Below are 12,943 nucleotides of genomic sequence, written 5' to 3'. Positions count from 1 at the left end.
GACACAGCGTGCGCGGATTCCGGTCACACGCGCGCTCCGGATTCGCCGACGCACGCAACGAGACGAGGTAGCAATGCATCTGAGTATCGGTTCGGGGTCGGCCTACGCCAACGACCGCCTCGAGACGGCGGCTGCCATGGCCGACAGCGGCCGGGTGCAGTACATGGGTTTCGACTGCCTGGCCGAACGCACCATGGCCCTGGCCCAGATCCGCCGCCTGCGCGATCCGTCGACCGGGCAGGACGAGCGCATCTCCGCCCTGGTGCCGATCCTGCGCCGCTTCCTCGAATCGGGAGGCCGCGTCGTCGGCAACTTCGGTGCCGCCAATCCCGACGCCGCCGCAGCCGAATTCGCCGCGAACCTCCGCGCCCTGGGGCTCGGAGGGACCCGGATCGGCATCATCCGCGGCGACGACGTGCGGGCGGCCGTCACGGAAGCCGACGTCGCACTCCCCGAACTCGACACCACCACCCGGGCCGTCGCCGACCGGATCGTCTCCGCCAACGCCTACATCGGGGCCGACCCCGTCGTCGACTGCCTGCAGCAGGACGCCCAGATCGTGCTCGGCGGCCGGATCGCCGACCCCTCCCTGTTCGTGGGGCCGATCTGCCACGAGCTCGGATGGGCGCTCGACGACTGGGACCGCGTCGGCACCGCGACCCTCGCCGGGCACCTGCTCGAGTGCGGCGTCCACAGCACCGGCGGCAACTTCGAGGACCCGCCCTACCGGGTCGTCCCCGATCCCCACAACCTGAGTTTCCCCCTCGCCGAGATCGACGACGACGAGCTGATCGTCACCAAGCTCGACGGCACCGGCGGGGCCGTCGACCTGCGCACCACCCGCACGCAGCTCTACTACGAGATCCACGATCCCACGCGCTATCTCACGCCCGACGTGACCGCCGATTTCAGCGACGTCCGGATCGAACAGGCCGGACCCGACCGGGTGCGCCTGTCCGGCGCCCGCGGCTCCGCCCGCCCCGACACCCTCAAGGTGCTCGTCGGCGTCGACCTCGGCTACAAGGCCGTCGCCGAGATCTCCTACGGCGGCCCGGGCTGCGTCGACCGCGCCCGCCGTGCCGAGGAGATCGTGCGCCGGCGCCTCGAACCGATCCGGGCGCAGATCGACGAGCTGCGGATCGAGCTGCACGGCGTGAACACCCTCTTCGGTGATCGCATCGCCGGCGGCGAGCCGGCCGAGGTCCGGCTGCGGCTCGCGGCACGTGCGCTCGATCCCGACGTCGCCAAGGCCGCCGCGTACGAGGTCGAATACCTGTACTTCGGTCCCGCGGGCGGAGGCGGGGTGGTGACCTCGGTCGTCCCGACCATCGTCGTGACCCCCGCGCTGCTGCCCCGCAGCGATGTCCCCCTGTCCGTGGAGGTGACCACCGCATGAAACTTCGTGACGTCGCGTACAGCCGCTCCGGCGACAAGGGCGACACCAGCAACATCTGTGTGTTCCCGCACGACGACGCCGACTACGAGTGGCTCCGGTCGGTGCTCACCGAGGACGTCGTCGCGAGAGCCTTCGGTGATCTCGTCCAGGGTGAGGTGATCCGCTACGAGATTCCGGTGAACTGCTGCCTGAACTTCGTCCTCACCCGCGCGCTCGCGGGTGGTGTCTCCAAGTCCCTGCGGGTGGATCCGCACGGAAAGTCTTACCAGTCCCTGATTCTCGACATCGATGTACCCTGGCGCGAGGAGAAGCGATGATCGGCGATCTGTTCGCCCGCGCGTCCCAGGGTCCGTCCGTGCACGTCGGTGGCGGATGGGAGAGCGGGCGGGGTGCGGCGTTCGAGTCGGTCGATCCCGCCACCGAGGAGGCGCTGGCCCGGTGGACGGGCGCCGACCGGGAACAGACCGACAGCGCGATCACGGCCGCCCGGCGCAGCTTCGACGCCGGGGAATGGCGGGCCGCCTCCCCCGAGCAGCGCGCCGGTGTCCTGAGACGGCTGGCGGATCTGATCGACGAGCACGCCGATCAGCTCACCGAGCTGGTCGTGCGGGAGGTCGGATCGCCCGTCGGTCTGGCCCGCACCCTGCAGGTGGCGCAGCCGGCGATCAACTTCCGGTGGTTCGCCGACGCGGCGCTGCGCGGTCCCCGCGGCGGTTACCAGGAGCGGCTGCCCGGCATCCGCGGTGCCGTCTCGTCCGAGAGCCTGCTGCTGCGCGAACCGATCGGGGTGGTGTCGGCGATCGTCCCGTACAACTACCCGCTGAACATGATCTCGTGGAAGGTGGCACCCGCGCTCGCCGCCGGCTGCAGCGTCGTGCTGCTGCCCTCGCCGCGGGGCACACTGTCCGCGCTGGCCTTCGTGCATCTCGCCGCCGAGGCCGGTCTGCCGCCGGGTGTGCTGAATCTGGTGCCGGGCGGAGCGGACGTGGGTGAAGTGCTTACCACGCACCCCGGCATCGACATGGTGAGCTTCACCGGATCCTCCGCCGTCGGCGCGACCGTGATGGCGCAGGCCGCGGCCACCCACAAGAAGGTCGTCCTCGAGCTCGGTGGCAAGTCCCCCAACATCCTGCTCCCGTCGGCGGACCTGGCCACCGCCGTGGGGCCGTCGATCCTGCGGTTCTGCCGCAACGCGGGCCAGGGCTGCGGTGCCACCACGCGCATTCTCGTGCCACACGATCGGATCGACGAATTCCTGGATCAGGCCGCCGGATTCATCGAGGAACGGGTGCCGACCGGCGACCCGTCCGACGAGCGCACCGAGGTGGGTCCGCTGATCTCCGCCGAGCACCTCGCCCGCGTGCTGGGCTGCCTCGACCGCACCGTCGCCGCCGGGGGCCGCATCGCGGTCAGTGGCGAGCGGCCGGTGGGCAAGGGCTGGTTCCTGCCACCCACCCTGGTGACGGGCGTGGACAATTCGGCCGAGATCTCCCGGGAGGAACTGTTCGCCCCCGTCGCGGTGGTCCTGCCGTACCGGGATGTCGACGAGGCCGTGGCCATCGCCAACGACTCGCCGTACGGGCTCAACGCGAGCGTCTTCGGTGACCACGCGGAGGCGGTGGCCGTGGCTCGACGCCTCGACACCGGCACCGTCGCGATCAACGGCGGCGGCCCGATGCGGGCCGACGTGCCGTGGGGCGGATCGAAACGCAGTGGCACCGGCGTCGAGATGGGCGAGGACGGATTCCTCGAGTTCTTCCGCGTCAAGCACCTGAACTGGCAGGTGCCGGCATGACGCCCGAATCGCCGACGACCCCGCAGGCGCCCGCATACCCGATCCTCGACGGCCTGCCGACCGGCAGCGCAACGGGCGCGTACACCGGCGACCGCACGGTGCCGTGGTTGCTCGACCGGTGGCGCACCGACCGGCGGGACAAGACCTTCCTCGTCTGGGAGCCGCATACCGGCGCCGGGGCGCAGCGCTGGACCTACGCGGAATTCGGCGCCGCGGTCGATCGGCTCGCGGCCGGACTGCAGGCACGCGGCATCGCACCCGGCGACCGGGTGGTGCTGCTGATGGACAACTGCCCCGACTTCCTCGTCGGATGGGCAGCGATCGTGTCGGCCGGAGCGGTGGCGGTGTGCCTCAACACCCGCAGCAGCGTCGACGAACTCGCCTACTACGACCGGCACTGTGCCCCCCGCGCCGCGCTGGCCGGAACCGGTCTGGCGGAGACCGCTCGGGACGCCATGCCCGGGCTCGAGTGGATCGCCGCGTCCGGCGGCACCGACAGTCTCGCCGTCCCGTCCGCGGTGTGCCCGGCGCCGACCGGGACGACCTGTGCTCTGGGCGAGCTCTGCGGAGCCGGGGCGGCGCCGGCACCGGTGTCCATCGATCCGCTCGCACCCGCGAGCATCCAGTACACCTCCGGGACGACGGCGCGACCGAAGGCCGTGGTCTGGACACACGCCAACTGCCTGTGGGCCGCACAGGTCAATTCCGCCCACGCCGGTCTGCGCGGGACCGACGTCGGGCTGATCACCCTGCCGCTGTTCCACACCAATGCCCTGGGGTACTCCTTCCTGGGACTGCTGTGGGCCGGCGCCACCGCGGTGCTGACGCCGAAGTTCTCCGCGTCGCGTTTCTGGGACGTCTCCCTCCGGCACCGGTGCACGTGGGCGTCGGTGGTGTCGTTCATGCTCCGCGCCCTGGCCGGCACACCGGTCCCGCCCGACCACACCTACCGGCACTGGTCGGGCAGCGCGGCCCAGCGGTCGGTGGCCGGCGGAATCCGCACGACGGGCTGGTTCGGCATGACGGAAACCGTCTCGCACCCCGTCGTCAGCGAACTGGCGCATCCCGACTCCGACGGGACGATGGGACGTGCGGCGCCCGAATACGCCGTCGCCGTCGTCGGCGCCGACGGTCGTCCCGTGGAACCGGGCACGGTGGGGGAGCTGTGGGTGCGGGGTACACCGGGGGTGTCCCTGTTCGCGGGCTATCTCCACGACGACGACGCCACCCGCGCGGCCTTCACCACCGACGGGTGGTTCCGCACCGGCGACCGGGTGCGCCAGGACCGGTCCGGACAGTTCTGGTTCGTCGAGCGGTCCAAGGACATGCTCAAGGTCGGTGGGGAGAACGTCGCCGCCGCCGAGGTCGAACGCGTGGTCGCCACCGTGCCGGGGGTCCGGGAGGTCGCCGTCGTGGCGAAACCGGACCGCATGCTCGGCGACGTCCCGGTCGCGTTCGTGATCGCGGACGGTGCCGCGCCCGGCGACCTGCCCGCCGAGATCGACCGGGTGTGTGCCGAACTGCTGTCCGACTTCAAACGGCCCCGTCAGATCCATCTGGTGCCGGAGTTCCCGCGCGCCACCTTGAACAAGGTCGCCAAGGCGAAGCTGCGGAACTGGCTTCTCGAGCCGCCTGCGGAAGCGAGGAAGACATGGACCTGGGTGTGATCCTCGGCGACGTGCACACCACGCTGTCGCCGCGCGAACATCTCGACGGACTCCTGCGACAGGTCGAGGCGGCGCAACGCAACGGTGTGCGCTACATCGTGATGGGCCACCATTACATCTACGGCAACCTGCGCTGGCTGCAGCCGATCCCCACGCTCGCCCGGATCGCGGCCGAACTGGACCCGGGCGTGAAGATCGGCACGATGGTGGTGCAGGTACCGCTGTTCCATCCGGTCGCACTCGCCGAGGAACTCGCCACCCTCGACATCCTCACCCGCGGCAATCTCATCGTCGGCGCCGGCGCGGGGTACCGGCGTGAGGAGTTCACCGCCTTCGGTGTCGACTTCGACCAGCGGTTCGCCATGATGGACGAGGCGCTGCAGATCGTGCGGATGATGTGGACGCAGGACGAGGTCGATTTCCACGGCAAGTTCTGGCGGCTCGACGGCGTGAAGACCCACATCCGCCCCTGGCAGGACCCGCATCCGCCGATCTGGATCGGCGCGCTGAGGGATTCGGGTGTCCGACGGTCCGCACGGCTCGGGGACGCGTGGCCGGTGACACCGGAGACACAGACCGAGGACATGCATCGCATGTTCGGCGTGTACGCGGCGGCCCGGCGCAGACACGGGCGGCCCCCGGTCGCGCGGCATCCGCTGCGCCGCGAGATCGTTCCCGGCGCCACCACCGAAGAAGCGTTCCGGCGCTTCGAATTCATGGCACGGGACCGTCTCCTGGCCTACGCCCAGCGAGAACTGGCCACACGCGATGCCGGCGCTCTCACCGACAGGTTCCGGCAGGTCGCCGCGAAGGAGGCGATCATCGGCACCGCCGACGACTGTCTCGACCAGTTGCGCACGCTCGCGACTCAGGTGCCCGTCGATCCGGTGATCGTCCGGGCCCAGTGGCCGGACATGACGGCCGACGACGTCGTCGCGTACCTCGACGATCTCGGCCGGGGCATCGTTCCCGGTATGCGCGAGATCGTGCCGGTCGACGCCCGTGCCGTGATGGACCACTCGGCGGTCCCGCACCCCGGCCCGACAGGAGAAGCACGATGACGGACGACGATCGCGGCCTCGAACCACGTTGTCCGGTACTCGACTTCGACCACAACTCGGCGTCGCACGCCGAGGACACGGTCGCCTCCTACCGGCGGTTGCGGGAAGCGGGACCGGTGATCCGGTCCACCCGGCACGGGGGCTTCTGGGTACTCACCGACTACGAGGGCGTCTTCGAGGCCGCCCGCGAGGATCAGGTCTTCTCGTCCGCGCGGTGCCCCTACGGGGGCGAGGGCCTGGCCACCGTCATCCCCAAGACGCCGGTGAACCACCACATCCCGGTCGAACTCGACCCTCCGGAACATCGGAAGTACCGCAAGCTGATCAACCCTCTCACCGCCCCGGCGGCGGTCGAGCACCTGCGGCCGGTGATCGAGAAGTACACGACGCGGTTCCTCGACGAGGTGATCGAGGACGGCGAGTGCGACTTCGCAACCGTCATCGGTGTTCCCGCGGTGGTGACGATCGACTGGCTCGGTCTGCCTCCCGAGGACTGGGAACGGTACGCGCACGCGCATCACGCCGCGCTGTCGGACCGACCGGGAACACCGGAGTTCGAGCACGCGATCGCCGTCGAGTTTCCTTGGATGGAATCACAATTGCGTGCCGCGATCGCCGAGCGGCGCACCTCTCCGCGGGAGGACGTGCTCAGTCGTCTCGTGGGCTCGGAGGTGGACGGCCGGCCGGTCACGGACGACGAGGTGTTCGCCATCGCCGAGCTGCTCGTCTCCGGCGGCGTGGGCACCACCGCTTCCCTCGTCAGCCAGACGCTCATGTACCTCGACCGCCACCACGACCTGCGCCGCACTCTGGCCGCGCATCCGGAGAAGCTGCCGCGCGCGATCGAGGAATTCCTTCGGGTCTTCTCGCCCACGCAGGCGCTGGCCCGCACCGTCACCCGGGACGTGGAGTTCCGCGGGCACGACTTCCGCACGGGCGACCGCGTGCTCCTCGGCTGGGCGTCGGCGAACCGCGACCCGAAGGCGTTCGAGGACCCGGACACCGTGGACATCGAGCGGTGGCCGAACCGGCACACGGCGTTCGGGATGGGTGTGCACCGATGCGCGGGCGCACACATCGCCCGCGCCCTGTCGCTCGAGCTGCTCGGCCAGATCCTGGTCCGCATGCCGGATTACGAGATCCTGCACGACGAGGTGGTGCCGTTCCCGCACCAGGCGGTCAATCCTGGGTGGAAGCGCATCCCCGCGCGTTTCACCCCGGGCCGGCGCCGCGAGGCCCGCACTGCGGACGATCTGCGAAATCGCAACTGAGGGAACGGCGCTCGACTGTCGGCCGAAGTGGTCGCTCCGGCCGGCAAACTTTCCGGGCTCTGCCGTTGACGCCCCGGGGTACGGTGTGAGCATAATCATATGCACAGATTTCTTCCGCTGCTGTCTTCGCGCAGTCCCGGCGCAGTGCGCCACCGGTGATCGCCGCCGGTAGGTCACGACCAGGCCGTCCGGGATGCGAACCGAACACCGAGGGAAAGGCTTACACCGTGGGATTCGACGGCATGGTTGCATTCGTCACCGGTGCGGCGAGGGGGCAGGGACGCAACCACGCGGTGCGCCTCGCCCGGGAGGGCGCCGACATCATCGCACTCGACCTGTGCGCGCCGGTGCAAGGTGCCCCGTACGACATGGCCACCCGGGCGGACCTCGACGAGACGGTCCGACTGGTGCAGGCCGAGGGGAGGCAGATCGTCGCCTCCGAAGCGGACGTGCGGGATTCGGCAGCGGTCGCAAAGGCTGTGGCGGCGGGCGTCGAGCGGTTCGGGCGCCTCGACGTCGTCGTCGCCAACGCGGGGATCGCCGGTAGCTATCCGGTCGAGGATCTCACCGACGAGATCTGGCGCGACATGATCGACATCAACCTCACCGGCGTGTGGAACACGGTGAAGGCCTCCGTCCCGCACCTGCGAGCGGGCGGCCGTGGCGGCAGCATCGTGCTGATCAGTTCCATCGCGGGACTCAAGGGGCTGCCGAACAACGTCCACTATGCGGCTGCCAAGCACGGCGTGCTGGGCGTGATGCGCAGCCTCGCCAACGAACTCGGCCCCGAGGGCATCCGCGTCAATGCGGTCCTGCCGACCAACGTGGAAACCCGGATGCTGCTCAACGATGCGATCTACAAACTGTTCCTGCCGGACGAGGCGCAGCCCACCCGTGAACAGGTCGAACCCCTGCTGCACGGCATGCACGCCCTCGACGTCCCGTTCGTGCAGCCCGACGACGTCAGCAACGCCGTCCTGTTCCTCGCCGGAACCCAGTCCCGCTACGTCACCGGCATCACGATGCCGATCGACGCCGGCGCACTGGTGAAGTAGGGGCAGGACCCGACATGCACTCCGCGACGGAAGGATCCGGCATGCACGACCCCCGGGACCGCCACCCGCGACGGACGGCGGACGTCCTCGAGATCCGGGAGCTGGCGGCGCGGTACGCGCTGGCAGTCGACGACCACGACATGGCGACGCTGGCCGCCCTGTACGCGCCCGACGCCGCATTCTGCGGTCTCACCGAGACGCTGCGCGGCCGGGACGCGATCGTCGCCTACGTGCAGTCCGCGCTCGACGGCTACGACGGCCTCAGCGTGCACACCCCGCACCCCGGCACGGTGGACTTCACCGGCGAGGACACAGCACGCGGCGTCGTGCCCTGCCACGTCGAGTTCGCCCAGGCGGGCGTGCAGAGCATCCTCGCCCTCCGGTACCACGATCGCTACGTCCGACGGGACGACCGCTGGTACTTCGGTGAACGCCGGCTCGAGGTCCGGTACGCGACACCCACCACCGCCTACGGGACTGTTCTCACAGCTGCGACAGCACCCGAGGCCCCGCGTCCCGCCGAGCAGGACGGACGGCGCCGGCCGAGTCCGTCCGCCGTCGTCGACTGAACCACCCGAGAGAGGGATTGCGATGCAACACAACGAAGAAACAGACGGGTACGACGTCGTCGTGCTCGGCAGCGGCGCCGCCGGACTGTGCGCCGCGTTGTCGGCTGCCCGGAGCGGAGCCCGGGTGGGTGTGTTCGAGAAGGGCGAGCTGCTCGGCGGCACCACGTGCTTGTCGAGCGCCGTGGCGTGGTTGCCGAACAATCGGTACGCGCGGGACGCGGGGATCGCCGACTCGCGCGAGGGGGCCCTCGCCTATCTCGAGTCGTTGTCGCACGGGATGATCCTGCCCGAACTCGCCGAGGCCTTCGTCGACACGGTTCCCGAACTGCTGGACTGGCTCGACACCACACCGCTGAAGATGCGCCTCGTCGCCGGGTATCCCGACTACCACCCCGAGCGGCCGGGCGGCATGCCGGAGGGCGGACGCTCGCTGGAGCCCGAATTGTTCAGCTTCATCGACCTCGGTCGATGGGAGGACAAGCTCGTCGGGGTCCCGCGCCGGATGACGGTTGCGGAGACCCCCATCGGCGGCGGCACCGGGCACCTTCCGTCCGATGTACGGGAGCAGCGTGAGCGCGACCGTGTCGAGGGTCTGGGGCGTGGCATGGTCGCGGCCCTGCTCCAGGGCTGTCTCGACGAGGGCGTCGCGGTGCACACCGGCGAGCGCGGCGTGCGGCTGATCCAGGACGAGTCCGGCCGCGTCACGGGTGTGCGGTTCGAGGGGCGGGGCGGTCTGCACGACGTGCGCGCCGAGCACGGCGTCGTCCTCGCCACCGGCGGCTTCGAATGGGACGAGCGTCTGCGGCGCGACTTCCTGCGTGGGCCGCTGGCGCACCCGGCCACGGTCCCCACGTGCACCGGGGACGGTCTGCGCATGGCGATGCGTGTGGGCGCGCAGCTCGGCAATATGCGCGAGGCTTGGTGGGCTCCGGTCGCGGTGCTGCCCGGGCAACGGGCGAACGGTGCGCAGGCGGTTCAGCTCGTGCACCGGGAGCGGACGGCGCCGCATTCGATCATGGTGAACCGGCACGGACGCCGGTTCACCAACGAGGCGACCAACTACAACGCCCTCGGCGGCGCGTTCCATCATCTCGACGCCCACGACTTCGACTATCCGAACCAGCCCTGCTGGCTGATCTTCGACGCCGACCATGTCGAGAAGTACGGGGCGTTCGGGGCCGCGCCGGGTACGGAAGTGCCCGAGTGGGTGGTGCGTGCCGACACCCTCGCCGATCTCGCGCGGCGGATCGAGGTCCCCGCGGACGCGCTCGAGTCGACGGTGGCCCACTGGAACGAGGACGTGCGCCGGGGCCACGACAGCGAGTACCACCGCGGGGAGAGCGTGTACGACGGGTTCGTCGGTGACAAGGACAAGTACCCGGGCGTGGAATCCACCCTGGGACCGGTCGCGCGGGGGCCCTTCTACGCGGTGCAGATCCACAGCAGCACGCTCGGCACGAAGGGCGGCCCGCGCACCGACGCCGACGGCGCGGTCCTCGATGTCGACGATCGCGTCATCCCCGGACTGTTCGCCGCGGGCAACGTCATGGCGGCCCCCACCGGGATGGTGTACGGCGGAGCCGGCGGAACGCTCGGTCCGGCACTGGTGTTCGGCTACCGGGCGGGCCGGGCCGCGGCGCGGGCGGCCGGATCCCCGCCCGAATCCGACGGCATCCTGATGGAGCCGACGACGGTGTGACATTCGGCGGGCGGACCCGCCGAACACCCGCGCAGTTCCCGGTCAGACGCGACAGCAATTGCTGTTGCGTCTGACTGTTGTGCGCGCGGGTCCGGAATCTGTTCCGGCGCGGGACGTAGGTGTCCGACGATCGGGGACCTTCGGACCTAGTGGGCGCGCTAGCTAATAATGATGATAAGCATTAAGGTGCTCTTCGTCACAATTCGAGCAGAAGAGGAGATCGGAAATGGGTCGAGTAACCGGGAAGGTCGCGCTGGTCACGGGCGCCGCACGGGGGCAGGGGCGTTCGAATGCCGTCCGCCTCGCGGAGGAAGGCGCCGACGTCGTGATCCTCGACTCCTGCAAGGACATCGACACGGTCGCCTACCCGCTCGCCACCCCCGACGACCTCGCCGAGACCCGCCGTCTCGTCGAGGCCGCGGGCCGTCGCTGCCTGTCCCGCGTCGTCGACGTGCGCGACCAAGCGGCCCTCGACCTGCTCGTCTCCGACGCCGTCGACGAGTTCGGGCACATCGACATCGTCAGCGCCAACGCCGGCATCGTGAGCTTCACCCCCACCTGGCACCTCAGCGACGAGGAGTGGCAGAACGTCATCGACGTCAACCTCACCGGGGTCTTCCACACCGTGCGGGCGGTCGTCCCCCGCATGATCGAGCAGGGCACCGGCGGCGCGATCGTACTCACCAGTTCCGTCGCGGCGATCCGGGCGAGTCGCAATCTGGGGCACTACGCCGCCAGCAAGGGCGGGGTCGTCAGCCTCATGCGCACCCTCTCCAACGAGCTGGGGGAGCACGGTATCCGGGTCAACACCCTCAACCCCGGCACCGTCCGCACGGATATGATCGAGAACGACGCCATGTACCGGATCTACCGTCCCGACCTCGAATCGCCTACGCAGGCGGACATCGTCGACCACTGCCGCCGGCGCAACGAGCTCGACGTCCCCTGGGTCGAGCCCGTCGACATCAGCAACGCCCTGGTCTGGCTGGCCTCGGACGAGGCCCGCTACGTGACCGGCGTGGTGCTGCCCATCGACGCCGGACTGCTCGCCAAGACCTAGACCTCCGGCTCGCCGCCGAATCCCGACTCGGAAGGAACGCACGATGGAAAGCCCCGTCCGCTGCCCGGTCGTCCACTTCGACCACAACTCGCCCGAGCACTCGGCCGACCCGGCCGAGTCGTACCGGAAGATCCGGGAAACCGTCAAGATCGGCTGGACTCCCGCCCACGGCGGCTACTGGGTGCTCTCCGACTACAGCTCGGTCTTCGACGCCGCCCGCGACGACGAGACGTTCTCTTCCGCGCGCAGCGAGTACGGCGGCGAGGGGCTGTCCGTGGTGATCCCGAAAACCCCGCACCACGACCACATTCCGATCGAACTCGATCCGCCGGAGTTCCGCAAGTACCGCAGGATCGTCAACCCGGTCAGTGCGCCGGCCGCCGTCGAGAAGATGAAGCCCACGATCGACCGGCACGTCGCGGGCTTCATCGACAGCGTGATCGAGAGCGGCGAGTGCGACCTGACGTCGGTCATCGGGGTGCCCTCCATCGTCACGGTCGAGTGGCTCGGCCTCGACGTCTCGGAGTGGCGCCGCTATTCCAATGCCCACTTCCAGGTGCTCGCCGGGATCCCCGGTACCCCCGAACACACCCATGCGGTCGAGGTCGACTTCCCGTACCTCGCCGGCCGCATCGAGCAGACCATCGCGGAACGACGCGCGGCCCCGGAGGACGACATCATCAGCTACCTCGTCCAGCAGGAGGTCGACGGCAGCCCGATGAACGATCACGACGTCTTCGCGATCGTCGACCTGCTCATCTCCGGTGGCGTAGGCACCACCGCCTCCCTGGTGAGCAACTCGCTGGTCTGGCTCAGCCGCCACAAGGACGTGCGGCAGCGCCTGGCCGACCATCCCGATCTCCTCGATCACGCCATCGAGGAGTTCCTGCGGTACTTCTCGCCGACCCAGGCGCTCGCCCGCACCGTGACACACGACGTCGAGTTCCACGGCTGCCCCATGCGCAAGGGTGACCGGGTGCTGCTGTCCTGGGCTTCCGCCAATCGGGACACGGAGCTGTTCGACAAGCCCGACGAGATCGACATCGAACGATGGCCCAACCGGCACACCGCCTTCGGTATCGGTGTGCACCGTTGCGCCGGTTCGCATCTCGGCCGCTACATGTCGCACGCGCTGATCAGCCAGGTGCTCGAACGGATGCCGGACTACGAGGTCGACTACGACGCGCTGCAGCCCTACCCGCGACAGGGCGTGAACACCGGCTACCAGCGCATCCCGGCCACCTTCACGCCGGGCCGGCGGGTACTGACGGACTACACCCTGCAGTAAGGACTTCCGATCCGCGACGGTCCCGGTCGTCCGCGTAAGTATTCGCTTACGCGGACGACCGGCCGTTTCGCGGATCTCGCCG

General features: G+C 69.7%; 11 protein-coding genes. All 11 read left to right on the top strand.

Features of this window, described 5'->3' with window-relative positions; translation table 11 throughout:
* Window positions 1–73 precede the first annotated feature (73 nt).
* The 11 genes from AC2IPW_RS23420 to AC2IPW_RS23370 all read left to right on the top strand — a co-directional run bounded on the left by AC2IPW_RS23420 (window position 74) and on the right by AC2IPW_RS23370 (window position 12,861).
* Window positions 74–1,396 carry an acyclic terpene utilization AtuA family protein gene (locus tag AC2IPW_RS23420; protein WP_486375812.1) on the top strand — a complete coding sequence of 441 codons (1,323 nt, stop codon included), beginning with the start codon at window positions 74–76 and terminating at the stop codon, window positions 1,394–1,396.
* Window positions 1,393–1,713, top strand: coding sequence for an AtuA-related protein (locus AC2IPW_RS23415; protein WP_486375811.1), 321 nt, complete (start codon window positions 1,393–1,395; stop codon window positions 1,711–1,713). The genes AC2IPW_RS23420 and AC2IPW_RS23415 overlap by 4 nt, the downstream gene beginning before the upstream one ends.
* Window positions 1,710–3,191 (top strand): aldehyde dehydrogenase family protein, encoded by a 1,482-nt coding sequence (locus tag AC2IPW_RS23410; RefSeq protein WP_486375810.1) that lies wholly within the window; start codon window positions 1,710–1,712, stop codon window positions 3,189–3,191. Before AC2IPW_RS23415 ends, AC2IPW_RS23410 begins: the two co-directional genes overlap by 4 nt.
* Window positions 3,188–4,858, top strand: coding sequence for an AMP-binding protein (locus tag AC2IPW_RS23405; RefSeq protein ID WP_486375809.1), 1,671 nt, complete (start codon window positions 3,188–3,190; stop codon window positions 4,856–4,858). The genes AC2IPW_RS23410 and AC2IPW_RS23405 overlap by 4 nt, the downstream gene beginning before the upstream one ends.
* Entirely contained in the window at window positions 4,843–5,919 is a 1,077-nt protein-coding gene (locus tag AC2IPW_RS23400; protein ID WP_486375808.1) for an LLM class flavin-dependent oxidoreductase, read from the top strand. Before AC2IPW_RS23405 ends, AC2IPW_RS23400 begins: the two co-directional genes overlap by 16 nt.
* Complete coding sequence (locus tag AC2IPW_RS23395) at window positions 5,916–7,190, top strand: cytochrome P450 (RefSeq protein WP_486375807.1); 1,275 nt, start codon at window positions 5,916–5,918, stop codon at window positions 7,188–7,190. The genes AC2IPW_RS23400 and AC2IPW_RS23395 overlap by 4 nt, the downstream gene beginning before the upstream one ends.
* Before the next feature lie 227 nt (window positions 7,191–7,417).
* The gene (locus AC2IPW_RS23390; RefSeq protein ID WP_486375806.1) at window positions 7,418–8,245 is read left to right on the top strand and encodes a mycofactocin-coupled SDR family oxidoreductase; all 828 of its coding nucleotides are present in this window, start codon (window positions 7,418–7,420) and stop codon (window positions 8,243–8,245) included.
* A 41-nt stretch (window positions 8,246–8,286) separates the two neighbouring features.
* Window positions 8,287–8,814, top strand: a complete 528-nt coding sequence (locus AC2IPW_RS23385) for a nuclear transport factor 2 family protein (RefSeq protein WP_054374260.1) — start codon at window positions 8,287–8,289, stop codon at window positions 8,812–8,814.
* A gap of 22 nt (window positions 8,815–8,836) precedes the next feature.
* Window positions 8,837–10,513 (top strand): FAD-dependent oxidoreductase, encoded by a 1,677-nt coding sequence (locus AC2IPW_RS23380; RefSeq protein ID WP_486375805.1) that lies wholly within the window; start codon window positions 8,837–8,839, stop codon window positions 10,511–10,513.
* Between the two features lie 226 nt (window positions 10,514–10,739).
* Window positions 10,740–11,573 carry a mycofactocin-coupled SDR family oxidoreductase gene (locus AC2IPW_RS23375; RefSeq protein WP_054374256.1) on the top strand — a complete coding sequence of 278 codons (834 nt, stop codon included), beginning with the start codon at window positions 10,740–10,742 and terminating at the stop codon, window positions 11,571–11,573.
* Window positions 11,574–11,616: 43 nt separating this feature from the next.
* Window positions 11,617–12,861, top strand: coding sequence for a cytochrome P450 (locus tag AC2IPW_RS23370; protein WP_450121655.1), 1,245 nt, complete (start codon window positions 11,617–11,619; stop codon window positions 12,859–12,861).
* The last annotated feature ends 82 nt before the right edge of the window (window positions 12,862–12,943 follow it).

The organism is Rhodococcus sp. NS-SX18 (assembly GCF_057367935.1).
Note: the sequence above shows the minus strand (reverse complement) of the source record. Positions and strands in the feature narration are given on the sequence as shown.